29 protein-coding genes and 1 tRNA gene are annotated in these 25,591 nt (G+C 45.3%); 17 read left to right on the top strand and 13 right to left on the bottom strand.

The features are described 5' to 3' along the window. The gene (locus tag DOM22_RS14050; RefSeq protein WP_142700986.1) at window positions 1-1,956 is read left to right on the top strand and encodes a DUF2062 domain-containing protein; all 1,956 of its coding nucleotides are present in this window, start codon (window positions 1-3) and stop codon (window positions 1,954-1,956) included. Here DOM22_RS14050 and DOM22_RS14045 read toward each other — a convergent pair. The 6 genes from DOM22_RS14045 to DOM22_RS14020 form a co-directional block, all read right to left on the bottom strand. Continuing rightward, a complete protein-coding gene (locus tag DOM22_RS14045; protein ID WP_142700985.1) occupies window positions 1,953-2,660 on the bottom strand; it encodes a DUF4097 domain-containing protein in 708 nt (235 codons plus the stop codon). The two genes, DOM22_RS14050 and DOM22_RS14045, sit on opposite strands and share 4 nt — an antisense overlap. 48 nt (window positions 2,661-2,708) lie before the next feature. Then, on the bottom strand, window positions 2,709-3,194 hold the full coding sequence (locus DOM22_RS14040; RefSeq protein ID WP_142700984.1) for a hypothetical protein: 486 nt from the start codon (window positions 3,192-3,194) through the stop codon (window positions 2,709-2,711). A gap of 52 nt (window positions 3,195-3,246) precedes the next feature. Beyond that, entirely contained in the window at window positions 3,247-3,927 is a 681-nt protein-coding gene (locus tag DOM22_RS14035) for a hypothetical protein (protein WP_142700983.1), read from the bottom strand. Window positions 3,928-4,047: 120 nt separating this feature from the next. Then, a tRNA-Arg gene (locus tag DOM22_RS14030) sits at window positions 4,048-4,124 on the bottom strand. 132 nt (window positions 4,125-4,256) lie between these two features. Next, window positions 4,257-5,063: a hypothetical protein gene (locus DOM22_RS14025; RefSeq protein ID WP_142700982.1), complete on the bottom strand. Its 807-nt coding sequence runs from the start codon at window positions 5,061-5,063 to the stop codon at window positions 4,257-4,259. Window positions 5,064-5,191: 128 nt separating this feature from the next. Further along, window positions 5,192-6,076: a pirin family protein gene (locus tag DOM22_RS14020; protein WP_142700981.1), complete on the bottom strand. Its 885-nt coding sequence runs from the start codon at window positions 6,074-6,076 to the stop codon at window positions 5,192-5,194. Window positions 6,077-6,154: 78 nt separating this feature from the next. Between DOM22_RS14020 and DOM22_RS14015 the strand changes: the two genes are divergently transcribed. The 12 genes from DOM22_RS14015 to DOM22_RS13960 all read left to right on the top strand — a co-directional run bounded on the left by DOM22_RS14015 (window position 6,155) and on the right by DOM22_RS13960 (window position 17,068). Then, entirely contained in the window at window positions 6,155-6,928 is a 774-nt protein-coding gene (locus DOM22_RS14015) for an AMP nucleosidase (protein WP_142700980.1), read from the top strand. Window positions 6,929-7,020: 92 nt separating this feature from the next. Next, on the top strand, window positions 7,021-7,542 hold the full coding sequence (locus tag DOM22_RS14010) for a hypothetical protein (RefSeq protein ID WP_142700979.1): 522 nt from the start codon (window positions 7,021-7,023) through the stop codon (window positions 7,540-7,542). A gap of 203 nt (window positions 7,543-7,745) precedes the next feature. Then, on the top strand, window positions 7,746-8,282 hold the full coding sequence (locus DOM22_RS14005; RefSeq protein ID WP_246845657.1) for a hypothetical protein: 537 nt from the start codon (window positions 7,746-7,748) through the stop codon (window positions 8,280-8,282). Window positions 8,283-8,522: 240 nt separating this feature from the next. Beyond that, entirely contained in the window at window positions 8,523-9,347 is an 825-nt protein-coding gene (locus DOM22_RS14000; protein ID WP_246845951.1) for a trypsin-like serine protease, read from the top strand. Between the two features lie 20 nt (window positions 9,348-9,367). Further along, window positions 9,368-10,189 carry a trypsin-like serine protease gene (locus DOM22_RS13995; protein WP_142700977.1) on the top strand — a complete coding sequence of 274 codons (822 nt, stop codon included), beginning with the start codon at window positions 9,368-9,370 and terminating at the stop codon, window positions 10,187-10,189. A gap of 31 nt (window positions 10,190-10,220) precedes the next feature. Beyond that, entirely contained in the window at window positions 10,221-11,102 is an 882-nt protein-coding gene (locus DOM22_RS13990; protein WP_168196660.1) for a trypsin-like serine protease, read from the top strand. Between the two features lie 196 nt (window positions 11,103-11,298). Next, on the top strand, window positions 11,299-11,742 hold the full coding sequence (locus DOM22_RS13985; RefSeq protein ID WP_142700975.1) for a helix-turn-helix domain-containing protein: 444 nt from the start codon (window positions 11,299-11,301) through the stop codon (window positions 11,740-11,742). Between the two features lie 96 nt (window positions 11,743-11,838). Continuing rightward, the gene (locus tag DOM22_RS13980) at window positions 11,839-13,044 is read left to right on the top strand and encodes a S41 family peptidase (protein WP_246845656.1); all 1,206 of its coding nucleotides are present in this window, start codon (window positions 11,839-11,841) and stop codon (window positions 13,042-13,044) included. A 222-nt stretch (window positions 13,045-13,266) separates the two neighbouring features. Continuing rightward, window positions 13,267-13,887, top strand: a complete 621-nt coding sequence (locus tag DOM22_RS13975) for a hypothetical protein (protein WP_142700974.1) — start codon at window positions 13,267-13,269, stop codon at window positions 13,885-13,887. 39 nt (window positions 13,888-13,926) lie between these two features. Further along, entirely contained in the window at window positions 13,927-15,138 is a 1,212-nt protein-coding gene (locus tag DOM22_RS13970) for an RDD family protein (protein WP_142700973.1), read from the top strand. Then, entirely contained in the window at window positions 15,135-16,082 is a 948-nt protein-coding gene (locus tag DOM22_RS13965; protein ID WP_142700972.1) for a rhomboid family intramembrane serine protease, read from the top strand. Before DOM22_RS13970 ends, DOM22_RS13965 begins: the two co-directional genes overlap by 4 nt. Before the next feature lie 104 nt (window positions 16,083-16,186). Further along, on the top strand, window positions 16,187-17,068 hold the full coding sequence (locus DOM22_RS13960) for an endonuclease I family protein (RefSeq protein WP_142700971.1): 882 nt from the start codon (window positions 16,187-16,189) through the stop codon (window positions 17,066-17,068). A gap of 50 nt (window positions 17,069-17,118) precedes the next feature. Here DOM22_RS13960 and DOM22_RS13955 read toward each other — a convergent pair whose 3' ends face one another. After that, a complete protein-coding gene (locus tag DOM22_RS13955) occupies window positions 17,119-17,619 on the bottom strand; it encodes a transposase (protein ID WP_210415629.1) in 501 nt (166 codons plus the stop codon). A 509-nt stretch (window positions 17,620-18,128) separates the two neighbouring features. On the opposite strand from DOM22_RS13955, the gene DOM22_RS13950 reads away from it, so the two are divergent. After that, window positions 18,129-18,491 (top strand): hypothetical protein, encoded by a 363-nt coding sequence (locus DOM22_RS13950; protein ID WP_142700969.1) that lies wholly within the window; start codon window positions 18,129-18,131, stop codon window positions 18,489-18,491. 65 nt (window positions 18,492-18,556) lie between these two features. Here the strand turns inward: DOM22_RS13950 and DOM22_RS13945 are convergent, their stop codons facing one another. Next, window positions 18,557-19,021, bottom strand: coding sequence for a hypothetical protein (locus DOM22_RS13945; RefSeq protein WP_142700968.1), 465 nt, complete (start codon window positions 19,019-19,021; stop codon window positions 18,557-18,559). After that, on the bottom strand, window positions 19,018-19,464 hold the full coding sequence (locus DOM22_RS13940; protein WP_142700967.1) for a hypothetical protein: 447 nt from the start codon (window positions 19,462-19,464) through the stop codon (window positions 19,018-19,020). Before DOM22_RS13940 ends, DOM22_RS13945 begins: the two co-directional genes overlap by 4 nt. A gap of 346 nt (window positions 19,465-19,810) precedes the next feature. Between DOM22_RS13940 and DOM22_RS13935 the strand changes: the two genes are divergently transcribed. Beyond that, entirely contained in the window at window positions 19,811-20,122 is a 312-nt protein-coding gene (locus DOM22_RS13935; RefSeq protein ID WP_142700966.1) for an RNA-binding protein, read from the top strand. A 74-nt stretch (window positions 20,123-20,196) separates the two neighbouring features. Further along, entirely contained in the window at window positions 20,197-20,667 is a 471-nt protein-coding gene (locus DOM22_RS13930; RefSeq protein ID WP_142700965.1) for a peptidylprolyl isomerase, read from the top strand. A gap of 5 nt (window positions 20,668-20,672) precedes the next feature. Here DOM22_RS13930 and DOM22_RS13925 read toward each other — a convergent pair whose 3' ends face one another. Continuing rightward, window positions 20,673-21,443 (bottom strand): hypothetical protein, encoded by a 771-nt coding sequence (locus tag DOM22_RS13925; RefSeq protein WP_142700964.1) that lies wholly within the window; start codon window positions 21,441-21,443, stop codon window positions 20,673-20,675. A gap of 2 nt (window positions 21,444-21,445) precedes the next feature. After that, complete coding sequence (locus tag DOM22_RS13920) at window positions 21,446-22,285, bottom strand: hypothetical protein (RefSeq protein WP_142700963.1); 840 nt, start codon at window positions 22,283-22,285, stop codon at window positions 21,446-21,448. 199 nt (window positions 22,286-22,484) lie between these two features. Here DOM22_RS13920 and DOM22_RS13915 point away from each other — a divergent pair, with 199 nt between their 5' ends. Further along, window positions 22,485-23,303 (top strand): TIGR02147 family protein, encoded by an 819-nt coding sequence (locus DOM22_RS13915; protein ID WP_142700962.1) that lies wholly within the window; start codon window positions 22,485-22,487, stop codon window positions 23,301-23,303. A 3-nt stretch (window positions 23,304-23,306) separates the two neighbouring features. Here DOM22_RS13915 and DOM22_RS13910 read toward each other — a convergent pair whose 3' ends face one another. After that, window positions 23,307-24,995, bottom strand: coding sequence for a hypothetical protein (locus DOM22_RS13910; RefSeq protein ID WP_142700961.1), 1,689 nt, complete (start codon window positions 24,993-24,995; stop codon window positions 23,307-23,309). Between the two features lie 22 nt (window positions 24,996-25,017). Beyond that, window positions 25,018-25,578: a hypothetical protein gene (locus DOM22_RS13905; protein WP_142700960.1), complete on the bottom strand. Its 561-nt coding sequence runs from the start codon at window positions 25,576-25,578 to the stop codon at window positions 25,018-25,020. Window positions 25,579-25,591: the final 13 nt, after the last annotated feature.

Genomic DNA, 25,591 nt, shown 5'->3' with positions numbered 1-25,591 from the left:
ATGAATTGCAGATTTGTTGTGGGGATTCCCGTTTACAATAATCCGAATACCGTGGTCAGCGTGATCGAGCGCTGTCTGGCGGAATGTGATTTTCCTGTTCTGATTATTGACGATGGCTCTGATGTTCCAGTGGAAAACCTTTTTAAAAGAAAATACCCTGACAGTCATCCCCGAGTCAGTTTCGTTCGTCATCCACAAAATCAAGGAAAGGGCGTCGCCCTCCAAACGGGGTTCAGAGAAACTCTTCGCCGTGGATTCTCGCACTTTATTGCGATTGATGCCGATGATCAGCACGATCCTAAGGATATGTCTTTGCTGGTGCAGTCAGCGCGCGAAAACCCGTGGGCTTTGATTGTCGGTGATCGCGACATGCAAGTGGAGAATGTGCCGGGATCCAGCACCTTCGGTAAGAAGTTTTCTAATTTTTGGGTGCGTTATCAAACCGATGTGGGGGTGGCTGACTCCCAAAGTGGTTACCGAATTTATCCACTGTTCTTTTTGCAGAACATGAAATTTTTCTGCACCAGATACGATTTTGAAATTGAAGTTCTGACTCGGCTGATTTGGCGAAGTGTCGAGATCAAAAATGTTAAGATTTCAGTGAAATATTTTCCTCCGGAAAAAAGAGTCAGCCATTTTCATAAAATCAAAGACAACACACGTATCGCGATCCTGAATACGGTGCTGACAGTCGCAGCGATGATGCGCGAACAGACTTCTCCTTTTCGCAGTTCATTGGCATTTGCCGTGGGTGTATTCATTGGTGCGACACCTTTGTATGGACTGCACACGGGGATTGCGGGGCTGTTCAGTTTCGTTTTCCGCTTGAACTTCGTTTACATGTGGGTTGGAACTAATATTTCGCTCCCCCCATTCATTCCATTCCTGGTTTGGGCTTCTAAGGCCATCGGTGAAGGTGTCATCGGTAAACATGATGACTCAGCTGCAGGATTTTTGACGGCTTGGGGACTGGGTTCCGTCGTTTTGGGATTGGGCCTAGGCGTGATCGCGTTCGTTGCCATGTACATGCTAAAAACGGTCGGGCGTGAGAAAGCAAATACCAAGGGGTGGTCTGGGAAGAATAAGAATGCGACCGGTATTATGATCATGCGCTTAATGCTAAAGACCCTGGGACTGCGCTTTGCTTATTTCTTTTTAAATTTTGTAGTTTTCTACTATTACCTTTTCGCTCGTAAAACCCGTTTGTATTTCAATGAGTATTGGAAAGTTGTGCGCCCCCAATACAGCTGGTGGCAGCGCCAAAGAAAGATTTTTGCGCAATTGATGGTTTTCGCTCAGACGTTGGTGGATCGTGCCATTCAGCGTGAAAGCCAGGAGCTTATCTTTGGGTATGAACTGGATGAAAGTGTTCAGGCCTTTGTGCGAAACGTTGAAACAAGTCCGAACGGACTGGTGGCAGTTGCGAGCCACGTCGGTGGGTGGGAACTTGCGATGACTTTCTTTGCAGGATTGCCTTCAGAAAAAAAGATGCTCGCCGTGATGCATGGAATTCCCGGACAGTACACTCATCAATCTTCTCAAAGCAGTAAGGCTGAAGTTGTATTTTTCAATCTTTCAGAAAACACGATTTTGAAGGTCAAAGATCATTTGAACGAGGGACACTTCGTCGGGATGATGGGGGACCGTCCGGTTAGTCGCAGTCTGGATTTGCGTTTATTCTTTGGCAAGCTGGCTGCTTTTGATACGACGCCCATGCGCGTAGCTTTAGCAAGTCAGGCCGAGATCTATTTTGTGTTTGCATTTAAGTCGGAAGATTTGAAGTACAAGGTTTATACATTTAAATCAGATTCTGTGGCGCATTTGCCAAAAGATGAGCAGGTTGGAAACCTGCTCACTCAATACGTGTTACGCCTGGAAGAAGTCATGAATCAGTACCCGGAACAATGGTTCAATTTCTTTAATTTCTTCTCGGACGCTCCAAAAATTCGTTCTTAGTACGATTTTACTTTTAAATCCCCAGAACCGGATTTCGCTTCAACAGAAAATTTAGCATCTTTGTTGGAGCCGAATTCGTTTTCCATGTGACCTGTGTATGCAGTTAATTTTGCATTGATCTGACTGCCCTTAGGAAGAAGGAGCGTGGAATTTCCACTGCCATTTTTGAATTCCAATTTTCCTTTTTGTGGCAAGGATGAATATTGCAAGGTCACATTGCCGCTACCAGTTTTAAATTCAGTGTCTCCCGTGATGCCTTTGATTTCAGTCGTAGCAGCTCCAGTTTTTCCTTCAACACTGTCAAAGCTGCCATCCGCTATAAAGGAACCTGCACCCATTTTAAAGCTCAGGTGTCCTTGAGTGCCTTTGATGGAAACTTTTCCGGTCCCAACTTCCAAATCCAATTTTACCATTTTAGGAACTTTGATATCCATATCGACTTGGCAATCAGCTTTGCCCTTGCGTTTTACTTCGATGGATAGTTTTGTACCTGAGCGTTCAGCGTTTACTTTGCACATGTCAGGCATTGTGTTTTTCGTGATTGTCACGATGGATTTTGAACCGTCGGCAGCGTTGATGGTCACTTCACCATTGTAGTTTTCAACGGAAACCTTCGTCAGTCCATTGGCATCGAAATCACGCGAGTCTGCGGCGTGCACGCCTTGAGCCACCAGGCACGCGGCGATAATCAAAATCTTGTTCATAAGTTCTCCTTGTGAACTCAATCTGTCACAAGGAGAGATTGAGCGGGATTATTTTTTCTTAATTTTAAATTCGATCTGACGCTTGATCTTTTTACCCAGGTTTTCGCGATTCACGACGAATGTCAAAGTCCACTCTTTGGCGTCTGATTTGTCCAAAGTGATTTCCTGGGACTCTTCACTCCAGTTCGTCGTGTTTTTAGTTTTGTCTGTTGTCAGAGTATGCTTATCGTCTTCCTCTTCGTATTTGTCTGAAGCTGAAAGCCAGATATCACTTTTCACAATGGCATCTGTTTCCGATTTGAACACGAATCCCACAGAGGGGCCTTTACCTTTGGGATTTGTATCGGGATTTGCCGCACCAATAGTCACAGATTTAAGCTTGCAGTCCAATTGGAAAGTTTGACCAGCGCAACCCGTGATTTCATATTTACCGTAATCAGATTTAAAAGGTGGGGATGGCATCTTGCCTTCATCAGCATGTGCAATAACAGAAATAGCAGAAAGCGCAAGTACGGACAAAAGTGATTTCATCATAGACTCCTTATCCTTTTATGATGAGGAGTCTTGGTGAGTGTGTCAATTGCCCTTAGAATCCATCTTTCTTAAGATTCAAAAAGTCGATCCCTGGAAGTGGCATATCCAGCAAAAGATACTCAATCACGTCATCAATCGCTGTATCCGCCGTTACTGACAAAGACATTCTCTTGTTAAGGTAGGCGCCCTCGAAAGAATATGTTTTGTCTTCGTTCTTTTTGATATCAAGATCGATCCAGTAACCGTTCATGTAACCTTTAAGGTAGTAACCCATTTTTGTAGGAATGATGTAAAGATCGGCCAATTCATTTTTATAGAAACCCGTGGCACGGCCTTCTTTTTCATTTTGCGGAACATCGATACGCAAAGACGGGCGGTGGTCTTTGAAAACTCCCGCAAACCAGTGAGTACCGTTGTTTGTGTGATCCACTTTCAAGTCAACCGCGCGGCCATCAAGTTGGCCTTTGAATAGCGTTGTTGTGGGAGCATAAGAAATTGCCAAAGCAGACTTGCCATCAGCAGAAGTGATTTGGACGTTGTTCGCTTCAGTTTGGATCGCCAAAACTTTTTGCGCTGAACCGGTCGTCAAATTCCAAGTTTGTTGTTTTTCGTCGCCACGAATTTCCCAGTTAACTGAATCAGTGCCCCAAGTGCCATGCACGTTGATAGAAGATGCCTGAGCTGCAACGCCGGCGAAAGTCATGAAAGCCACGATAGAAACCAATTTTCTCATATATGCTCCTTAAATTATTAAGACATATAAGAGCTATTTGGATTCAACAATGGGGTCAATCGAAAGAGGTCGGGATGAAATGCTGCAAGGCAATTGATAGCTTTAGCTCGGCGAAAAAAATGGTGCGGCTGGAGAGATTCGAACTCCCGACCCCCTGGTTCGAAGCCAGGTGCTCTATCCAGCTGAACTACAGCCGCACATCCACCGCAAGACTACCCATGATGCCTAATGTAAATCAAATGATACCGTAATGCGCCGCCGCGTCTTAATGGTAAAAAAAAGCCCCCGCGTTCGCAGGGGCTTTTCAGATTTTAAGTTTTTAAACCTTACTAGGGGCAAGAGAAGTGAATGGTGTCCAAGGCACTTTGCAATACTTCCCGTAGCGGTTGCATATCTGCCACCTGGGGAATTTTTTCTGGAGGACAGCTTTTTTCAATCGAAATGATCACTTCGTAATGAGCCTTCGCAGTCCCGCGAGCCACTGTACACATACTATTGGTACGAAGCTCAGCACCATATTTGTCCATCATTTTGTTACCCAGCGCCCCCAAAGCTGCTTCGGTACAAGCAACACGCTCACCTTTAATAGCTCTTAAGAAATCAGCAGGAGGAGGTGTGACAGGACCTAGAGCGCCAACTGACGAAGAAGAATTTCCGCCACCAGATGAGGACCCAGAGTTTTTGCCGGAATTGTTGTCAGATTTACCAGCATATGGATTTTTTGGAAGTGACGACTTCATTTCATTGTACATCTGAACATGAAGATCGCATTCCTTTTTATATTTACGGCAGCCGTCATAGTCGGGCGTTACGCCCACACCAGTTGCAGAAAGGAAAACAGGTTTCGCTACACCGTTTTTGATTTCCATAACAAATGGATGATTTTTACCGGCAGAATAGCGCATAAAATAGGACGTGGATGAATTCATCTCAAACATCAGACCATATCCTTCAGCCTTGTTGCCGACGCATTTGCCTTTCCACGCGACGCCTTCTGGTTCGGGTGTGCCCTGTTCATGGAAGGGCCATCTGAATTCACAACCATCCGGTCTGACCATTTCGACGCCATAGTCGTAAACAGTCGCATTTGCCTGAATAGTGCAAGCTAAGATGAAAAAAGAAATAAGAAGTTTCATGAAATCTCCTGATTAATAAAATAACGAAGCAGTTTTATCACAAAACCACTCCGTCTTATCCATTACAGGAGCTCAATGAGTACTCACGGGAAATTTATTTAGAGGTGTCAGCTTTTCAGACAGTTTTCCTATGTTTCGGGCAGAGGAATGATGTCGGGCTCGCCTGGGACCTGAGGAAATTCTAAGCTTGCCCATTTCGCTTTGGCGACTTCGATCTTCTCTTTGGAGGAGGAAACAAAATTCCAATAAATATGGCGAGGCTCTGGGAGGGGGGTGCCTCCCAAAACAATAAACTGACAATCTTCGGCAGCAAACACATGTAAGGCCGAGCCCTGGTTTAAGACCACAAAATCATCCGGCGGAATGACCTTTTCGCCGACTTTAAGGCTGCCTTTCAAAATATAAAACGCCAGTTCGTCACCCTTTGGATTAAAGTAAAATTCTTTGTCCTTTTTCAAGTGAACATCCATGAAGAACAGATCTGAAAAAACTTCGACGGGGGAGGCGTGGTCCAAAGCTGCGCCAGCAATCATCAGGACATCCGCATCTTTCACTTTAAAGCGGGGGATGGTGGATTTGGGATGATGGTTGAAGCTTGGCTTGCGATCTTCTTCAGCCAGTGGCAGTGCCACCCAAAATTGCAGCAAGTGCAAACGGTGAGGAATGTCTTTCAAATGAGCCGGCGTGGTTTCGGAATGGGATATTCCTTCCCCCGCTGTCATCCAATTCACATCTCCGGGATTGAGTAATTGTTTGTTCCCGAGGCTATCGTGGTGCAGAACTTGTCCCTCTAAAAGATAACTCAATGTTGAAAGCCCAATGTGGGGATGAGGACGCACGTGAATTCCCTGCTGGGGAGCGAATTCTGTTGCGGGAAAATAATCGAAAAAGATAAACGGTCCGACCATGCGCTTCTTAGCGTAGGGAATCATGCGATGCACTTCAGAACCGCCACCCAATGAAAGTAGACGCGGAGGAATCTCCATTAGAATGCTGTTTTCAGTGACGCTCATATAATGCCCCTTTTCTGTGCGGTAAAAGCATGCTATCCTTGATCAATTCATCTGACGATAGAAAAGTTAAGGATAAGAATGAAAACAAAAAAGGAAATTGTAGACAACTGGCTGCCTCGCTACACAGGCGTCCCTTTGAATGAGTTCGGCCACTATATTTTGCTTACGAACTTTGGCAATTACGTAAAAATGTTTGCAGAAAAATTCAATGTTCCGGTCCAAGGTTTGGATCGCCCAATGCAAAGTGCGACGGCGGAAAATATCACGATCCTTAATTTCGGCATGGGTTCGGCGCTGGCTGCTACTTGTATGGATCTTCTCTCTGCCATCAATCCTAAGGCCGTTTTGTTCTTGGGTAAATGCGGTGGTCTTAAAAAGAAAAATCAATTAGGTGACTTTATTTTGCCGATCGCTGCGATTCGCGGCGAGGGAACAAGTAATGAATACCTTCCTGCTGAAATCCCGGCTTTGCCATCTTTCCGTATGCAGCGTGCAGTTTCCTCGATGATTGCGAAACACAACTGCGATTATTGGACGGGCACAGTTTACACGACAAACCGTCGCGTTTGGGAACATGATGAGCAGTTCAAAGAGTACCTAACTAAAACCCGCGCGATGGCCGTGGATATGGAAACAGCGACGATCTTCGTGACCGGTTTTGTAAACGAAATCCCGCGTGGAGCTTTGTTGTTGGTATCTGATAACCCGATGATTCCTGACGGTGTAAAAACCGAGGAAAGCGACAAGAAAGTAACGACGAACTTCGTCGATAAACACTTGAACATCGGGATCGATGCTCTTCGTGAACTAAGAGATTCAGGCGAATCTGTTAAGCATTTACGCTTCGATTAGTCTTTGCCCGCTGTTTTCTGACAATCCATCCTTTCAGTGATTGAAAGGGACGCTGGTTTTTTATTTTCTTGTGAGAATAGGAGGCCAGCGCCATGAAATGGATTGTACTTGTTCTGACTGTTTTTTCCCTGTCTTACTCCCACGCCGAAGAAGATCTGCCGATGCCACTGCCGGATGAGCCAGGTCATGAGCAGCCAACCCCGCATCCTCGTCCGCAACCTCCTCCTTATCCTGCACCAGAAGACCCACAGCCTCCGCAATACCCTCAACCACCCCAAGGGGAATCACGGGATTACAGTTTAGGAGCCGGGGATACAGGACGCTTTAAAGAGCGCACCTTTACTTTTTACCCAAACAGCTCCTGGAGACGTGTTACACGAGTAGGACTCACGGGAACGCGCAATAATGTGAAAATTAAATCTGTCGATATTATGTATGCCGACTACCCAGACACACGTTTTGAGTACAATTTAGTCGGTGAACTAGTGGCCGGATCATCCCGCAATGCCTATTTAGAAGGACGTCCGATCTCTGCAATTCGCATCACTGCGACCAATAAATACTTCTGGAAAAAAACCGGTGGTTTCAGAGTAGATGTGACAGCTTATAAATAGTTTTTGCTTGCAAAATAGGCACGCAGGGTCGACGAAAAAATCCGAAGATAGATTCGGCTTTGTAGAGACGATCCTGTGATTTTCACCTTTTTTCACGCAATTAACATATTGTGTCATCGTGAAAGTTGCGATATAACTCATCCCACTTTCAATCAGTGTTTTAAAAGATATGTACTGTACTTGGTACTTGGGGGAGGCTCGCTTTGATCAATCCAGGCAATAACATGGCCGAAGAAATTGATTCTGATTTGGATTCTGACCTTGATGAGAAGAATACCAAAAAAACGTCAGCATTCGATATCGACGTAGACGAAGAATCAGAAGCTGCAGTATTAGCGGGACTTTCTGACAACCTTCTTGGTGAAGGTGAAGAAGATGACTTGAACCTTGATGATGTTGAAAACATCCTTGAGCTTCCAGACACAGGTTTCCCAAAATTTACGCTAGCGAAAAATAAAGCTCGCTTCTTGCGTATGGTGAGCTGGTACCGTGGTAAAGAAGAGTGGATCGAAGTTGCTCCATTGTCTGGCGTAACGAAACTTTTCAAGACACAAACTAAAGAGCTAGAAGGCATCCGTTCTTCTAAACTTGATTACGAAATGGAACTTGAGACTGGAACTTTGACTCCTTCTCAAAGATCTTACCGCCGCGACGAACTTAAAATGTGCCGCGTGCAAGAAAAAATGGCTGTTCACTTGATCTCTAAACTTCAAGTGAAAATCAAATCCGGCCGCAGATAATCGAGAATCAAAATCGAGAATCGAAAATAGAAAAAGACCGCTCACAAGGCGGTCTTTTTTTTTGCCTTTTTTCCGGCCTTAAAACTGTCTAATAGTTTGTCGGCGAGATCGGTAAAAGCTTCCTGCTTTTTGGGGGCATGTCGTCTCAACTCCTTTATAGGCCTGCTGGTCTTTAAAAATCTGGCCCGGATTTCGCTTAAGTGAATTTATCATTTTTTACTTGGAGTTGTTTGCGTGAAGATGTGGATGCTGCTTCCTCTTGTTGCTTTGGTGGCCTGTTCTAATAAGAACTCGGGTCCTTCGCCGGAAATGCAAGGGGAGAAAATCATCAATGGTCAGACGGCAGCGTTCGATGGTGATTTATCGCGATCGACTGTGGCGTTGGTTATGGTGGATGCAGATCGTACGAAGTCTTTTTGTACGGGTACCTTGGTGTCGAAAGACCTGGTGGTGACGGCAGCTCATTGTGTGGATCCTTTGTTGTCGGGATATCAGGTTCAAGTATCTTTCGGCTCTGAAACTTATTCTTCCAAGAATGAAGGCGAACTTCGGGAAATCGAAAGAGCTTATACGTATGACATGGTTTATCCGCCGCATGGGATGGCCGATGCCATGCGCTCAATTAATGAATTAAAAGATGTGGCTTTGATTAAACTTGTAACTCAGGCCCCAAAGTGGGCAGTTCCTGTTCCTATATTGGGATCAGAGTCTTCGTTGGCGGCAGATCAGGAATTGTTGATCGCGGGTTTTGGTCGTACACAAGAGGACTCATCCGCTATGTCCAAATTCTTGCAATGGACGAACGTGAATATTGTGAAAGTTGAAGATCGTCGTATTGAAGTGGATCAAACCAAAGGCACAGGAGCTTGTTGGGGAGATTCCGGCGGGCCTGCTTATTTAAAAACGGATAAAGGCTTGGTTGTCGTGGGTGCTACCAGTGGGGCCGCCTACGGTGATCAGGATTGCCACCATCATGTGGTGTATGCTTCTCTTCCGGGGTTTCGTGATTTTCTGGTGAAAGTTGCGGAAGTTCTGGGTGGCGAAGCTTTGGTATTTACGGAATAAAAATTTAAAAAGGAACTTTTATGAAAAAACTAGTTTTGATTCCGCTGCTGGCACTGGCTGCCTGCACAAAGAATAATCCCGAAGTAGCAAATGTCGGTGAGGCGAAAAAAGCCGGCATTATCAATGGCTATGATGTTTCTGCAAATGAAGCTTATGCCGCGTCTACAGTAGGTTTGGTTGCGCAAACGCGTGATGGTTCGATTGCGGCTTATTGCACGGGCACATTGATTTCCAACGATCTGGTTGTAACGGCGGCTCACTGTGCTGACGTATTTGAAAGAGCACCGACGAAAATTCTGTTTGGTGCGACTCTTCCTTCGGATTGGAACGATTCACGTTTAGTGGAAATTGAAGAAGCCATCAGTCACCGTGATTTCGGTATGAATGAGCGCACTCAGCGCACGATCAATGACGTTGCCGTGGTGAAATTGTTAGGCGGCGCTCCTCAAGGTTACACTCCGGTTCCTATCTGGGATGATGGACATGCTTTGAAGCCAGGTCATGCCATGACTTTGGTTGGCTGGGGACGTATGTCTGAAACGAAAACTATCAAGACCACTGTTTTGCAAAAAACCGAGGTGGAGTTCGTGCAAATCCGTGACCTTGATATCGTCGTAAATCAAACCCGTGGAACTGGCGCATGTAACGGAGATTCTGGCGGTCCTGCTTATCTTGAAACTTCTATGGGCTTGATTTTAGCGGGAGCGACTCGTGGCCCTGAGACTGGATATGTTGATTGCCATAGCTACGGCAATTATACACTCCTTGTTAACTATAAAGACTTCTTGAATTATGCAGCGGAAACAATGCAAGGTGAGTATCCGCAATTCGTAAGCCCTTAGGCTCACGAACTTAAACACGGTGAGGAATGCTTTGAGATCATTGTCGTTAATTATAGCGTTGATCCTGACAGCAGCTTGTTCCAGACAAGCTCCGCATCTCTATTCCTCTGGAGACATCAACTCTCAAGATTCCATTATCGGCGGCGAAGCTGTGAAATCCACGGACTTCGCTCGATCGGCAACCGTTGCCGTGTATACGACGGGCCGTCGTGGTTTAGAATTTCTCTGCACAGGCACTTTGATTTCTAAAAATCTGGTGGTGACCGCTGCGCACTGTATGCAGTCGGTTTATACAATTGTGTATGTGAGCTTCGGAGACGAACTTCCTAAATCCAGTTTGTCGATGACTCGGGTGGAAGAATATATTTCTCATCCAGATTATGGGAATGTTCAAAAGCCCGGAGAAGACGCGGAACTTTATTGGACAACGGAACACGATATTGCTCTTCTAAAATTAAGTACTAATGCACCGATGGGCTATACTCCCGTCGCGATTCATGCGGATACCGATAAAATCCCTCCGCAAAGTAAATTGTTATTGGCAGGTTTTGGAACGACCAATGACGAAAAGGGCACTGCAGCTCTTTCAATGAATCAAGTCGAAGTGACTTTGGATTCTTTGGTGGATGATTATCTGGTGATCGATCAGTCTCAGTACAAGGGTGCTTGCTTCGGTGATTCCGGTGGCCCTGCGTATTTGCAAACGGCGCAAGGGTGGGTGGTTGTCGGAGCGACTCATGCGGCACGCCCGGGCTATTTTGATTGCCATCACAAGAGTGATTACACGAGTCTTTCTAAATACAGCGCCTTTATTCAGAGCATGGCTGCTGAATTAAGGGCTGAAGCCCCAGTATTTTTAATGCCTGTTGAGGCGTTAAAACGTCCAGTGCGTCCGCCTATCGCGATCCAGTAACGACCATTTTTACGTCAAAATTCACAAATTTTAATGCAACTGGTATTTTCATACCCGTCAAAAGTCTAGTGATTTGGCGCCGTTAAAGTGTCTCAAAAAAAAATTGCAACTAGCCCTAAATTCTCACGATGAAACGCCGATAGGTACAAAGTGAGTCAAATATGATTGCAAATTGTTTCAAATAGGGAGGACAAGAATGTCACGCACAGTAATGATCGTGGTGAGCGATAACCAGGAAACCGTAGAAAACGCAAAGAAGTACTGGGAGCAGCACGATGTGACAGTTCAGGCTTATTCTTCAGCTCAATGGAGAGAAGGTCTTGATAATGCATTTTTCAGACAACAGCTTTCAGCTGGTGTTCCGGCTTTGATCTCTGGCAACAGTCCAGTGACTACTGATAACTCAGGTCACGGTAATTTGATCCAGTTCCCAACGCCAACTGCAGCATCTACTAACGTTCAAAAGATGGAAGAGATGGAAGCACACGCAATTGAGAACGCTATCGCTCAATACAAAGGCAACCTGACTGAAGCTGCTAAAGCTTTGGGTATCGGTCGCGCGACTTTGTATCGCAAAGTTAAGCAATATCACATTGACCCTTCTGCAGCTCGCAAGAAAAAAACAGTGGTTGCCGCTTAATTTTCGAAGGTCTTCGGCAATGGAAGTTGCTTAATGGACAATGGAAAATTGGAAAAATGGATTCCGTAAGGAGTCCATTTTTTCGTCAAGGATGAAATGTTAAATAGAATCGCCGCCGTATTTTTAACTCTGGGATTTGCTTACGCAGCTTTCCAGCTGACGATGAATCAATCGTTTGTGAATCCGTATCCTGTGGTGTGCGACTTGGTTCTGGATAAAATTTATCTCCCGAACAAGGAGATTTCCCAGTGGCATCGACAATGTATGCAACGCAGTCAGATGGTCACTCCTTACACCAAAAAGAATCTTATTCTTCGTGATATCAATAATACGCTGAGCACCCTGCAGGTCTCTCACTTGGAAATCTATGATGCCCCGGAAGTTCGCGGTATCTGGAAAGGTGAAGTCAAAGAGACGGGGCTCAGTGGAGAGTTCGTGGATAGCGAACTTGTTGTTTTTAAAGTTTTCCCCCAGTCGCCAGCTGAGAGATTGGGTTTTAAAAAAGGTGATGTCATTGTCACCATCAATGGAGAACAACCAAGTTCTTGGGCGATGGAGTCCGAAGCGGGCGACTATCAGGTTCACCGTGGCAATGATGAATTCACATTGAAACTTCATCCTGGAGTCGTGAAGCGTGACGAGAACATGCAGATCACCAAGGTCTCAGATAAGATGGCACTTTTAGAAGTTCCATCTTTCCGCGCGGAGTTTTTCAAAGATGAAAAAATAAAACCGATCGCCGATGAACTTAAAAAGTATCGCTCGGTGGTCATCGACTTAAGAAACAACGCCGGCGGTAATTTTGTGGCAGGCTTAAGATTTTTGTCGATGTTTATCTGTGAACCCACTCTGGTGGGAAGGCTCGAAAAACCGAAGTCGAATTTAGGCAAAGCCGAGATGCCGGATATTTTGAATGACGAAAAACAGCTTGAGATTTTAGAGAAAAGCCGTGAAGTAAACTTAAGAACATTCCGCTCGCCAAATTGTTATACCGGTAGTTTGAAAGTCTTAGTGGACGGCAGAACGTCATCGGTTGCGGAGATGGTGGGCCAAGCACTTAAAGAGTACAAAGGGGCACCACTTCGCGGGGCTCCTTCGCGCGGTCAACTTTTGGTGGGCGTGTGGTATCCAATGGATGAATTGGCGCCTGGAGTGCAGATTTCTATTCCGGAAGCGCTGTACATCAGTGGTAAAGGTCATCGTATCGAAGGGCATGGTGTGCAGTTAGATAAAGTACTCTATTATAATCTGCCGCAAATGCAGGCTGGCATTGATTCCTGGGTAAAATCTTACCAGGACTAGAGTCTTAACAGTGAGGCTGGACCTGATTTTTGTGACTCGATATGAGACGATCATTGTGAGACGTCAAACAAGTTTTGTGCGTTTGTTTAATCGGTTATCGGTCATACTGAGTCTAAGTGAATTAAAGTACCGCCCAAGCGGCACGCCCTTCGCAGGGTAGCCTTTGAATGATATGCAAACCAGCGTTGCTGGTTAAAGTTACTTGCGATGGAGAACAGAAACATGGGGAATGCAAAAGTGATAGAGTTTCCTAAAGACAAATCTTTCCGTAAAAGATTCCAGGACAAAGTCCAGGAGCAAAAAGCTGTCCTAGTACTATCTATCGCCTCAGTGGCCTTGATGACTGTCTTCGTAAACCAATGGTTGGTCGATAATTCTGAAACAGCATTAGGTGCTCGTGGTAACCGTGGTATTGCCAGCTTCGAACCGGGTGTGTTTGCACGCGACGTAAAGTGGGAACACGAAATCGCTAAAAAACTTTCCTCTGAAAAAACATCTTTCGTTGCGGCCTTGGCGGAAAAGCCCACTTTGCGCGATGATTTGATTTTTGGTTATCTGGAGGGCAAATACGGCATGAAGATCTCTCAAGGTAAAATTGAGAGTCTGGAATTCATCGATGCTCAAGCCGGCGAGAAAGCCCTTTCTATCAGCAACAAAGCCAATTTCCTGACGAAGTATGCCGATGCATTCGGTTTGGAATATTCAGAAGTAAGTCCGGTTCAGACCGCTGACGCCTCTGAGCAAGTCTTCAACCTCATTGACGACTCCAAGACTATCGTAGGCAAAGCGCACTTTGGAATCGACTCTGAAGGGCGCGTTCACTCTCTGAGATTTACTCAATAATTCCTTTAGTCCTTTCTGTCCCAGGCCGATACGTTCTGTATGCTATTTCCAGATCTATCGGCTCCAGAAATCAATAATTCCAAACAGTTCAAGCAAGAGCCGGCGATCGCATTTGTTATGGATCGTTTCCTTGCCCTCGTTCTGGATTTTTTGATCTTTTCACCAGTCATCAGTCTTTTGGTGTCGGGCCTGGTTCGTCAGGCAAAAACATTCTTTTTGCTGAACTCCCGTTCCGAAGAGGGGATTGTGGCGGCGTTGATGATCCTGGCGGTGTCTGCCGTAGCAGTGGTTTTGTTGCAAGCAGCCTTTCTTTATTTAATTCAGGCGACACCTGGACAGTTCTTTTTGCAAATGCGAGTGGTGTCGTATCCACAACAGCAAACACGCCTGACATTTTCTCAGTGCCTAGTGCGCTCTGTAATGTGGTGTGCTTCCTTTGCGATGTTCGCGATTCCATTTTTAGGAATTATCGCTCATCCCTTACGTCGTGCTTTCCACGAAAAAGCTTCTGATACCATGGTGATCACCTTAAAAAGCAGACATGATCGCGGTCCAGCTCCGCATGAGCAGCGTTTGATCACATCATGGATGCAATTAAGTTTTGCTATGCTCGCCTTGGTTGGTTTTTTAGGTCTGATGAAGAGTTATCACGGATTGACAGCGGGTGAGTTTCAAGTGGCCGCTAACAACAGTGATGCCGCTTGCAAAGAAATCAAAGATAAAGATTTGATGGGGACTCAACGCCTGGATGCTGCTTTGTCTTTGTTTTTGCTGAAAGAGATTTCCGCTGATTGCTTGCACAAAGAAGCTGAACTGTCCTTGTGGGGAGATCCGGTGAACTCGCAGGCGATGGCGTACTTTGCCAAGTTCTTGCTGAGTGAAGGAGCGGATCGTGTGGATTACCTTAAGAAAGTCTGTGAAGAAAGAACCTCCACGGGCTGCGTGCTGGCGCAATATCTGGATCATCCCGAAGACGTGCAACTGAGTGATGCCTCTGAAAAACTTTGGGTCACTCAGGTTTTAGAAGCGGATCAGCGCTACAATCAACGCGATTACGAGGGCAGTCTTGAATTGATCGAGGATCTGCAATCTGTAACTGCTTTAAGACAGGCCATGGATAAAAAATATGTCCGTTCGATCTGGGCTTTGCAAAAGTCCATGGGGCAGAAAAAGGGCGGCCGTGTTCCTGCGAGTGTTAATGGTGGAAAACTTTGGATTGAAGACTTTAAGGAAAAGTACGGTGTTCAATGATCGTACCTTGTCCTGAAGATCTCAGACAGTTTCAGCGCTTTCCTTTAACGCTCACTCTTGCGGCGTTGAATGTATTTATTTTTATTTTGATCTTTAGTGGCGCCAGTAATGACCTTTCCAACAATCGCCTTTTTGATTTAGAAGGCATGACTCTGACGGGACGCCTTTATTACCAACACCTGCAAAATCTGCCTCCAGAAACCTTGGCTGAAACTCCGCAATGGGTTCAACAGGTAAGTACTTCTAACAGTGAACAACTGGCGATTTTAGGGGCCTATGCACTTCGTGATTCCCAGTTCCTACAGGACGGAGAGCTTCGCTCTTACAAGGGTGATCAGGTGCAGATCGCGACTTGGAAAGAAGACTTTAAAAAATTCCGCACGGATTATAAAAAGCAGCTGTTATTTCGCTTTGGTTTAAGTTCTGTTGAAAAAGGTCCTCTGTCCTGGGTGACCTATCAATTCTCACACTCCAATTGGATGCATTTGTTTTCCAATTTACTGTTTCTGGTAGTCATGGGTGCTGCCGTTGAAGGCTTGGCGGGCAGTGCTGCGCTTTTGGTGGTCTATCTTGTTGGGGGCTTTGCAGGTGGCTTGGGTTTCTTGCTGTCACAAGGGCAAGGGGTTGTCCCAATGGTTGGGGCAAGTGCTTCTGTGAGTGCGCTCCTGGCGTTTTACTGTGTGGCTCAGGCCAAGGCTCGTGTTCGTTATGTGTACTTTATCACTCCTTTGCCAGAGCACTATGGTGCGATTTTTTTACCGACTCTTTTGATTATCCCTCTCTTTTTAATTACTGATCTGGCTAATCTTTGGTCAGCTCCGGAAGGTTTAGGAACGGGAGTGGCATACGCGGCTCATTTGGGCGGCAGTCTTTTCGGTATCTTAGGTGGCTTTGCCTACCGACAAGGGGTCCTTTCCAGGGGCTCTTCCTTAACACAACCCTGACCGGGAATTTCTTATAGCCCCATTGACATATGTGCACTGATCCAGCAAAAGTGGTCAGCGACAGAGGCTGAAAAATCACCCCCTTTACCGAATGGTGGACCCGAATGAAGCTAACCCAGCTCATTAAGTCAGTGATTGTGTTTTCCACATTGTTTTTCGTTGGTGCTGCTTATGCGGCTCAAACGTCCCAAGCGATTCCATATTATGGGGTTGAGTTCTATCAAGATCTGGCTTCTGGTAAAACCGATGCAGATCTGATCTACAGAATTAAATCAGTCCTTCGCAGCTATCACATCCCTCAGGATAGTGACTACGATATGATCGTATCTGATTGCCAAGCGGCTAAGGGCTGTTACGCACACACGAAAATCGGGTACAACGGTGCTCGCGTTTGGTTGATGGGCAAATTCTATTTGGCTTACGATCAAAACTCTCACACTTATTCAGTTAAAGACTTTTACTGCGATAACTATAAAACTCGCGCAGATTTCCGCAGTAGAGGTGCACCGGCTCCGGGTTCCATCCCTGACAACACAGTGGTGAACGTAGAGCACACATGGCCACAAAGCTTGTTCAGCCGTCGTTTCGATAAAGACACGCAAAAATCTGACCTTCACCATTTGTTCCCGACGGATTCTCAATTGAACTCGATCCGTGGCAACCAGTGGTTTGGTGAAGTGAAGTCCGACACGCAAACTTTGAAATGTACGGCTTCGCGTTTCGGTATTGGTGATGGCGACCGTGACGAGATTTTCGAACCACCTCAAAGCCATAAGGGTCACGTAGCTCGCGCCTTGTTCTACTTCTCTCTTCGCTACGACCTTCCGATTCCACCAGATGAAGAAGCCATTCTTCGCAAATGGAACCGCGAAAATCCGCCAGACGATGAAGAGCTAGATCGCAACAACAAGATCTTTGAAGCTCAGTTCAACAGAAACCCGTTCGTGGATTATCCAACGTTGGTCGATAGTATCAGCGACTTCTAGTTCTGAACGGACTTAAAAATAAAGAAGCTCACCCAAAAGGTGGGCTTTTTTTATTGGGGCGGCGGGAGCCATTCTTGGTGGGTTAAGATTCCGATTCTGGGGATGACTTGCAGATCTTTTAATAAATCCAGTGATACATAATTCTTCGGCGCGTGCTTTGCTTTTTCGAGGATGGCGGTGAAGGGGCGGAAGTCCCAAAACTTTTGCGCGTTCTTTTGGTTGCGGTTTGCACCGGTCAGTTTGAGAGCGATGGCTCCGGTTAGGGATCTGATGAACGGGGTGTAGCTGTCCTTGCTGTGCAATCGGATTGTCAGTTGCAGGTGGTTGCCGCCGTTCGCGAAGGCTTCGATTTTGATTTTATATTTACGGGCAAACTGTCGGCACAGGGATTCGACCTGCTTCCAATTTTTAAACTTTCGAAAACTGAGGGAACCCTTGGCTTGGCTTGATCGCAAAACCAGATGAAGTGGTTTTGTCGTGCTCAATGGTCGCCCGCAACGATAACGCGCTTTTTTAAACAGCGTGCCGCCGTGGGCTTGGGTCGATTGCAATCTGGGGTCTTCGAAAAGCGATCTTTGCATGAACGATGGTATATTAAGGTACTTCAAGCATGGCAACTAAGTTGTTGGAAAGACTATTAAATAATTTGATTTTAGGAAGCTGTGAGTAAAGTTTTACTTCAAGAGTTAAGAGGGTGGTTTTGGGTTGATGATTGGGTCGAAAAAATGCTGGAAAAAGTGCGGTCTTAAAAAATCTTAAAAAAAGTGGCATAACACGCTTGCAATGTGTACCACAACAATGTCTAATTATTTCTACGGGAGGGGTGATACCAAGGAAGGTACTCGGGTGCATGATGTGCTCACCTCTATTTTTATACGAGATTATAAAGGCCGGAACTGATGTTCCGGCCTTTTTCTTTTTAAGCCCCACTATTCCACGAATTTCCTTCTCACATCCTCTTTGAGGGAACGCTATTGAATAAGCTTAATCTTTTGCAAGGTGACCACAGGCCCCACTGTGGGTATTTCTGCTCAACGAAACTTTGTGGAGGATCAGTCCAATGAGACTTTTGGCAATCGGTTTGGTGTTGTTTGGTATCGGTTCTGGAGCTATGGCTGCGGGCTTAAATTGCAAAAATGAAGCAGCAGGTCACGCTCTGACCCAGATGATCGGGGAGATCGTTAAGGCCGACAAGAACGTTTCTTTGTATAAATTTAAGGCAGACCGCCCAACAACGGATGATGCTATTGAATTGGCAAACGGCGATGTTAAGGAGACCTACGCGGTAACGGTATTCCTCTATAAAGGAACGACTGATCAGGATATCGAGCTTCCGCTCAGCCGCACGGTCCGTGTTGATATTTTGAATACTAAAGCGGGTGCTTGCCAGCTTCACAAAACCTATCGCTCCAGCGGCGAATAGGGGCCTTGAAAATCCTTAGGATTTAAAAATAAAAAACCCGCTTTTTACAGCGGGTTTTTTATTGGTTAGTTGGATAGTCCCAAGTGCCAGTTACCGTAGGAATCAAGGACTGGCGTGTCCTTGTGTGGCTTTTGGCCATCATTCAGCCACAGCAATGCTTCGGAAATCAGCTCATAATCTTTAACATACGTGGGAGTATGAATCGCAAAACCAAAAAATGATTTGGAAAAGTCGATGCTGTCATCTTTGTTGGCTTCTGTTCTAAAACAATTAAGTTTTTGAGCTAGCTTGTTGCTGAAGTCTTCAACGGAAATTTCCGGTGATTCTTTGATGATGTTCTCAATAAGTTGCAGTTGTCTCGGTGTGAACTTCGTGCAGTATTGCCAGTTGGAGCCGACTCTTTTCTTATTGATGATTTTGGCCAAGCGATTCATTTCAGTTACCAAATCGGCCTTAAACTCTTTCGGAGTAACAGAAGCGTGGGCTTGGAAGCCGATCAAAAGTGATGTCAGTAGGATAAGCTTTTTCATAATTTAACCTCGTGCCAAGTGATGCTGTCTAAGAGCTTTTCTTTGCCGTCTATAGGGCGGTGAGTGAGATCTCTTAGGGTTGCGCGAACCAGTTCAATATCCATCCAGAAAGCTTTGGTATTCGTTAGGATGCCCCAGCCTTCGCGCTTGAGCTGTGGGAAAGCGATCGGGTAGCATTTAAGCTCATCCGACAGTTTCGTCAAAAACTCTTCTGTGGTTTGTTCAGAATTTTCACGAACGATACTTTTAATCGTTTGAATCTGAGTGTTACTTAGACCCGTACAATAGGGTCTTTTTTGAACGGCGATACGATCCTGATTGGTAAATACCAGGCGACGGTTCATTTGTGCTACGAAGCTGTCCACGAACTCATCTGCCGACACCGATGCGTTGGCTTGGGATCCCAGAATCATGGTAAAAGCTAAAAGTAAAAGGTGCTTCATAAAAGAGGTCCTCTTTCCAATGGAATACATCGTTTTAAGTGATCTATAGGGGTTCGTAAAGAGGGGCCCCGGAAGTCTGAAGGATTTGCAGACGGTGTATCGAAAATTGTCAGGCTGCAGCCCCCGAGAAAATAATCTGAGGTGAAATACGTCAATTCGTTCTCCGACGAACTCAAAGGCGCCCCCGTCGATCTGAGCCAAAGCCATTGAGGGAGCTCTGGCAAATATAAAGCTTAGGTAGATTTCACAACACGTGGTAGGTTGCCCTTAGTTACTGCTAATTTCGAGTCCATGTTCATTCTGTTCATTCCTCCAAAGTAGCGCTCGTGCCTTTAGGAGGTATTAAATGAGTAAAAAACTATACGTCGGTAATCTTCCATATTCTGCAAACGATCAGTCTTTGGCTGATGCTTTCGCTGAATGCGGAAATGTTGAATCTGCAAAAGTAATCGTAGATCGTGAAACAGGTCGCAGCAAAGGTTTCGCCTTTGTTGAAATGTCCACTGCTGAGGAAGCTGCTGAATCTATCAAACGCTTCAACGGTGCTGAGCTTGACGGTCGCGCAGTGTCTGTGATGATTGCAAAACCTCAAGAGCCTCGCACTGGTGGCGGCGGTGGATCTCGTGGGGGTTACAACAACTCTCGCCGTTCTTACTAAGCCATATTCAAATTTGATTTGATTTTAAAACCGGCCTTTCTAGGTCGGTTTTTTCTTTTTCAGACAGGAGTTCCATGAATGTTCAGGTTGTCTCTTTTAATTGTCTTCTTAAGAATAAACTAGGTCAGTTGATCAGCTCCACTTTCAATCGCGAAGTTTTGGTTTCTGTTTCCGCGCCAAATCAACCTCTCGTTGGTCTTTCAAAGGGCCTGCAAAATTTGAAAAAAGGCGAAAAACGAACCATCGCGGTTTCTGCTGAGGAAGCTTACGGCTTCTATGATCCTAAAAAAGTGATTTTGTTTCCGCGCACAAAGTTGCCAAAAACTTTGCGTGTCGGAGAAACCGTTTCCATCACCGGTAAAAGTGGAACGATTCGAACTTATATTGTATTGCAGTTTCATGACGGCATGGTCAGCCTGGATGGAAACCATCCCTTGGCGGGGCAAGATCTGATTTTTGAAATCGAAGCGACCGAGGCCAGAGAGGCAACTCCTGAGGAAATCGACGAATCAGTGAACGTCGTTTCCGGTCAGCTGCTGCATTAATCAAATTAGAACTTAGGCTTACAGGACAGAGTTCCCGAAAGTTTCATGACGGGTGTTCCGTCGTCGCGATAGTCGTCGATCTTGTTGATTTTAGCCTTGAATGACTTGTGCCCGGCAAGGTCCTTGGCTGGAAGCAGAACGTAGGCACCGCCAGCTAATTCAATCCAATTAATCGCAACACCTTGTTCCGTCGGGAAAGTGTTAATCAAGGCAACGCTTGACCATATGAACGCAGTCGTAATTGTTACTGTGCCTGCGTACTTGTCGCCATGGCCATCATTATCCACATCGACCCAACGAACAGAAACAGTGTCGCCACCAATCAGACGTTTCGAGCAATCATAAGTACGGACCGCAGCGCCGCCATCCAATACAAAGTAGCTTAAAGAGTTATTGGAATCTTCTAGTCCCATGAACGACAAATATTGATGAAGCACGATGAGTTGTTTAGAAACCAGCGTGTTTTCAGTGCTCTTCCAAAGTTTGCGAGATATCTGCAGAAGTTGTTTGTCAGGGAATCTTTTAACGCCTTCTTTGCCAAGGTTTGAGTCAGTGAATTCCACTTTGGTTTTTTGAACTGTCTCTAAAAACTGAGCACCCGTCACTGGGAACCCTTTTAAAGTTTCAACTTTAACGGCTAAGTCGCGGCCCATGGATGTGAACTCCGCAGCGTAACCAGAACCACCACCGCTGTCCCAGCCGCCTTCAATAATTCGCGCTTGAGAGATGCTGGCAAGAAGAAGAACAGTTGAAAGTATTAAAACTAGATTCTTCATGATTACTCCTTAACTTTCGTGGCGAAGCAAGAAATGGTCATAAAGTGCCGAGGAATTAAAACTCCATTGGCATCGAAGTTATTCAGTTCAAAGATTTCCAGGTCGAAGTTTCCTTCTTCAGTGGACTGCTTAAGAGTTATGCGGGCATGCAGTGAACGGTTTTTATACTGCCAAGACATTCCAATACCCCATTTTTCAATGCCTTCCAATTTTCCTTTGAAGATGTCGGACCATCTAAAGTTGACGGAGGTGATTGCCAAAGGTTCTGAAGATTGTGGAGCGCGGGACGTTCCTTTGCCAGAGGTCATATCAAAGCCACCGCTTTTAAGTGCGCTGGTAGCACCATAGTTATTGAAGTTCAAATAGTACGGCTGTCCTTCAATTTCATAGTCGCAAGTGGTCACAGAAGTCAGGCGGCCACCCTTAATCAGGTATTGCGACCAAGAGTATTTGGAATCATCAACTTTAAGAATTCCCAGATATTCGTGGATTGCTAACTGCGTGCGGTTGTCCATAGTCCAACGATATCGAAACCAGCGATTCCAATTCACGCGAATCAACTTTTTGGCAGGGTAGTTAAGAGCATCGACTTCGATTCCTTGCGGAGAAATCAATTTGTTTTCAGTGAATTCGATCGTCGTTGTTTTTACGACCTCAAGAAACTGGGCTTCGTTGACCGGAAAGCCAGGAACGATACCTGCGAGTTTAGCCGCAGATTTGCCGATGTCTGTGAATTCTTCGATGTATTCGGCGGCACTGCCGCGTGTGATGATGTCTGTGGCGTGGGATTGGCTAGAGACTGACAGCGCTAAAAAAACTAGAAATTGAATTGATAGTTTCATTGAAAATCCCCTTGGGCATTGGAATAGCAATTTGAGAAAGAAAATCCAAGGAATGTTCTGTAAATATTCAGATGAATATTTACGTTTGTGTAAAGAGTTCAGGAGGGAAATTCTCTATGGAACGGCGCTTTACTAAAATAGCAATTAAATATTTACCCAAATGTAAATTCGTGGAACTTTGAAATGGTGAGGTTTGACCATGAACAAGCTGCAAATTTGGCAATTTAATGACTACCGCGACTATCTAAAAGCATTCGTGCAATACCAACCCAACGGGGGGCGGGGGCAGGCTAGAAAGATTTCAAACTCACTGGGGATTCACACAACTTTGTTCAGCCAGATCTTGAACGGACATCGTGATTTAACTCTGGAACAAGCTTCTTTGTTTTGTGATTACGACAATATGAGTGAAGTCGAGAGTGATCTGTTCTTGAACATGGTTTCCTTAAGCCGTGCTGGAAATGAAAGTTTGCGCAAAAAACTTAAAAAGCAAATTGAAGAGCAAAAGGCCTCGTTCAGCGAAGTTCGTAAACGTATTGGAGCCGTTAGTAAGAAACTGACGACTTATGAACAGTCTGTTTTTTATTCCAGCTGGAAATACAGTGCGATTCGTATGTTAGCATCCTTAGAAAAAGTTCCTGATCTTAATGAAATGGCGCAGATGTTGGGGCTTTCTCGTCAACGGTTGACCGAAATGGTCGACTTTATGTTGGAGAAAGGTCTTTTGATCGAAGAAAAAGGCCGCGTGAAGATGGGACATGCGAAAACTCATGTGGATGCGAAATCTCAGTGGGCGACTCGTCACCATACCAACTGGCGCACTCGCAATCTGACTCGTTTGGAAGTCATTGCTGATCATGAAATCTGTTTCACTGTTCCATTTAGTTGTACGAAAGAGGACTATAAGAAAATTCGTGAGGTCTTTTTGCAAGCGATCGAGCAGGCATCAAAGATTGTCAGTGCGAGCGACGGAGAAGAGACCCATGTGTTGTGCATGGATCTCTTTGACATGATCTAAGGATTACTGAACTTTACCTACTTCCAGGACTTGATGTTTCATTGGGACGCGCAATGTATGCTTGCCTGACCCTAGAGTGACATCGATATTTGAATAAAGAGTGGGGAAGGTTTTCAGAATATCTAGTTTTGGATTTTCCGCTTTGATTTCTTCATATGCATGGAATTTCATGTTCATCCCTGTGGCTTTCATCAGCATATTCATCGTGAATAAGCCCATTTTTCCAAACTTCGTTTGTTTTGCTTGAACGGTTGTTTTGCCGACTTGGTACTGAATGATTTTGCCCTTTTCATTCGCCTGAGAGCTAGATTCCGTTACGCCACCTTTTTCCAACTCAATACGATTTTCAACTGTATTTGCGTTATTTGCGGCCCCTTTGTAGGCGGCGCTGTTGTTGAAGTTGATGCGCTGACCTTGGGTGTCCCAGCTCGAGAATACTTCGCCGGATGTTAAATGAGCCAAAATATAAGTTGGATCAGAATACTCTCCAGATTTTGTCGATTTCGTTTGAACTCGAAATAGTCCAAGAGATCCATTCACTGATCCTGTTTCGATTTTTGCGTATTCCATATCATCACCACCAACTGAATCAAGGAGGATCATGTAGCTTGTCATCGCCACGGTTGGTAATTCGCGGGTGGCATTCATGTATGATTTAACGGGGATGCTGTGATTTTCTGCCAACTTCACAAGTGTTGCTTGTTGGTCTCTGGCCACGGGCTGATCAATGAAACAGGCGATCATTGTCGGAAGAAGGCGGTGATACTCGCCTTTAACACACGAAAGTGAGTCGAATGCATCTTTGGTAATTTCCAAAACGCTTGCTGATTTGGCAAGGATTGATTCCATGTCGAACATGCTTTGTACCAGAACTAGGCCGCGATCGTGGGCTTCCATTCCAACTTTGTATTGTGCTTTACCGACGGCATCACGAATGGGTTTCCCCGCACCAAAGATGACACCTTGATGTGTTGTGCGATAAAAGTTCAAAGCAAAGAAATCAGCCATGCCTTCGTGAATTCCGGAAAAATCGTTTCCAGGAACACGACCCATGGAATCATGAATCACTAAGTGTGAAAGTTCATGAGCCATGACAATCGGGTCTAGAGCTGTATCCAAGAAATTGTATTTACCCAACAATCCGAATAACACTGCGACAGTTTTACTTGGGACGAAATTAAGGGAGTTATCAGTATCGTCAAAGAATGCGTTGTTGTTCATTTCGCCATTTTGCAAAAGCTGCGTAATTTTGCGATCTGAACGTACTTTGATTTGTTTTTGAAAGTTTGGTCTGTACCCTAGTTCTGCAAATTTATCCCATGCAAAATTCAAGTGGTAAAACAAGTTCACTTGACGGAATTGTTCAGAAGTTACGGGATAGATAAACTCAACAACATTGCCATTGATTTTGCTTGGTTTCGCTGTTGGCTTTTCACCTTTATCGCCAGGACATTGCTCCTGACAGATGATGAAGTTTTGATTTTGCAGGGCGGGTGAGGGCAATGAACCCGAGGATTGAACTTTGATTTCACGCACTGTTGTCACGCTTTCAAGTCCGACTTCGGTCAGTTTTTTTCCAACTAAGGAGTTGTATTTAGTTTCATCGATGACTTTAAGACGGTAAGTCCACTCGGCGGCCTGAGCCTGAGTGACCAAACCAAACGTTGCCAGAACAAGTAATAGTGGTTTCATGGTATTTCTCCTGATTTTTAAGTTATTTGATAAAGACCAAAGCTTGTTCATTAGAAACGAAGGCGCCTGTTTTCATGTCGATTCCAAAGAAGCACGTATTGTCTGAAAGCTTTTCGTCGATCATGCAGACAATGTTTTTACCATTCACAAAGTCGCCATCCTTTGTCGCTTGAGACATCGAATTCATCAGGGTGATCGCTTCTTGGCCCGAGACCACAGCAAAGGCGATATTTTCGATAATAAGTCCTGACACGTGCAGAGCATTCGGAATCGAAGCAATCATGTCTGCGGCAAGCCCTGTGCATTTTGCTGCAGATTTGCCTGCGCCATCGGTTTTATTGCAGGCAACGAATCCGCCTGACGGGGCGCCTTGTTTTACGGGAAGCGAGTCCACACGAGTAGGATCGTTCATTTGGTCAAAGAGGGCGGCGGCAAGGTCGCCTTCCAGCGTGATCACAGAACCAGCTTCAGGGATGTTAAAGACTTTCATAGTGCCATCGATAATCGTGATGTCAGAGTCGTCCTGAGCAAGAGCTGTTTGTGTGCAAATAATGAGAGACAGAGCTGCAAGTAACTTTTTCATATTTTCCCCTTTG

Source organism: Bdellovibrio sp. ZAP7, from assembly GCF_006874645.1.
Classification (GTDB): Bacteria; Bdellovibrionota; Bdellovibrionia; order Bdellovibrionales; family Bdellovibrionaceae; genus Bdellovibrio.
The sequence above is the reverse complement of the archived record's forward strand: the minus strand, read 5'-3'. Positions and strand labels throughout refer to the sequence as shown.

Excerpts from the sequence above, each read along its gene's own strand:
- DOM22_RS14050 (WP_142700986.1), top strand. The coding sequence starts at position 1 with ATGAATTGCAGATTTGTTGTGGGGATTCCCGTTTACAATAATCCGAAT.
- DOM22_RS14045 (WP_142700985.1), bottom strand. The coding sequence starts at position 2,660 with ATGAACAAGATTTTGATTATCGCCGCGTGCCTGGTGGCTCAAGGCGTG.
- DOM22_RS14040 (WP_142700984.1), bottom strand. The coding sequence starts at position 3,194 with ATGATGAAATCACTTTTGTCCGTACTTGCGCTTTCTGCTATTTCTGTT.
- DOM22_RS14035 (WP_142700983.1), bottom strand. The coding sequence starts at position 3,927 with ATGAGAAAATTGGTTTCTATCGTGGCTTTCATGACTTTCGCCGGCGTT.
- DOM22_RS14025 (WP_142700982.1), bottom strand. The coding sequence starts at position 5,063 with ATGAAACTTCTTATTTCTTTTTTCATCTTAGCTTGCACTATTCAGGCA.
- DOM22_RS14020 (WP_142700981.1), bottom strand. The coding sequence starts at position 6,076 with ATGAGCGTCACTGAAAACAGCATTCTAATGGAGATTCCTCCGCGTCTA.
- DOM22_RS14015 (WP_142700980.1), top strand. The coding sequence starts at position 6,155 with ATGAAAACAAAAAAGGAAATTGTAGACAACTGGCTGCCTCGCTACACA.
- DOM22_RS14010 (WP_142700979.1), top strand. The coding sequence starts at position 7,021 with ATGAAATGGATTGTACTTGTTCTGACTGTTTTTTCCCTGTCTTACTCC.
- DOM22_RS14000 (WP_246845951.1), top strand. The coding sequence starts at position 8,523 with ATGTGGATGCTGCTTCCTCTTGTTGCTTTGGTGGCCTGTTCTAATAAG.
- DOM22_RS13995 (WP_142700977.1), top strand. The coding sequence starts at position 9,368 with ATGAAAAAACTAGTTTTGATTCCGCTGCTGGCACTGGCTGCCTGCACA.
- DOM22_RS13985 (WP_142700975.1), top strand. The coding sequence starts at position 11,299 with ATGTCACGCACAGTAATGATCGTGGTGAGCGATAACCAGGAAACCGTA.
- DOM22_RS13980 (WP_246845656.1), top strand. The coding sequence starts at position 11,839 with ATGTTAAATAGAATCGCCGCCGTATTTTTAACTCTGGGATTTGCTTAC.
- DOM22_RS13975 (WP_142700974.1), top strand. The coding sequence starts at position 13,267 with ATGGGGAATGCAAAAGTGATAGAGTTTCCTAAAGACAAATCTTTCCGT.
- DOM22_RS13970 (WP_142700973.1), top strand. The coding sequence starts at position 13,927 with ATGCTATTTCCAGATCTATCGGCTCCAGAAATCAATAATTCCAAACAG.
- DOM22_RS13965 (WP_142700972.1), top strand. The coding sequence starts at position 15,135 with ATGATCGTACCTTGTCCTGAAGATCTCAGACAGTTTCAGCGCTTTCCT.
- DOM22_RS13960 (WP_142700971.1), top strand. The coding sequence starts at position 16,187 with ATGAAGCTAACCCAGCTCATTAAGTCAGTGATTGTGTTTTCCACATTG.
- DOM22_RS13950 (WP_142700969.1), top strand. The coding sequence starts at position 18,129 with ATGAGACTTTTGGCAATCGGTTTGGTGTTGTTTGGTATCGGTTCTGGA.
- DOM22_RS13945 (WP_142700968.1), bottom strand. The coding sequence starts at position 19,021 with ATGAAAAAGCTTATCCTACTGACATCACTTTTGATCGGCTTCCAAGCC.
- DOM22_RS13940 (WP_142700967.1), bottom strand. The coding sequence starts at position 19,464 with ATGAAGCACCTTTTACTTTTAGCTTTTACCATGATTCTGGGATCCCAA.
- DOM22_RS13935 (WP_142700966.1), top strand. The coding sequence starts at position 19,811 with ATGAGTAAAAAACTATACGTCGGTAATCTTCCATATTCTGCAAACGAT.
- DOM22_RS13930 (WP_142700965.1), top strand. The coding sequence starts at position 20,197 with ATGAATGTTCAGGTTGTCTCTTTTAATTGTCTTCTTAAGAATAAACTA.
- DOM22_RS13925 (WP_142700964.1), bottom strand. The coding sequence starts at position 21,443 with ATGAAGAATCTAGTTTTAATACTTTCAACTGTTCTTCTTCTTGCCAGC.
- DOM22_RS13920 (WP_142700963.1), bottom strand. The coding sequence starts at position 22,285 with ATGAAACTATCAATTCAATTTCTAGTTTTTTTAGCGCTGTCAGTCTCT.
- DOM22_RS13915 (WP_142700962.1), top strand. The coding sequence starts at position 22,485 with ATGAACAAGCTGCAAATTTGGCAATTTAATGACTACCGCGACTATCTA.
- DOM22_RS13910 (WP_142700961.1), bottom strand. The coding sequence starts at position 24,995 with ATGAAACCACTATTACTTGTTCTGGCAACGTTTGGTTTGGTCACTCAG.
- DOM22_RS13905 (WP_142700960.1), bottom strand. The coding sequence starts at position 25,578 with ATGAAAAAGTTACTTGCAGCTCTGTCTCTCATTATTTGCACACAAACA.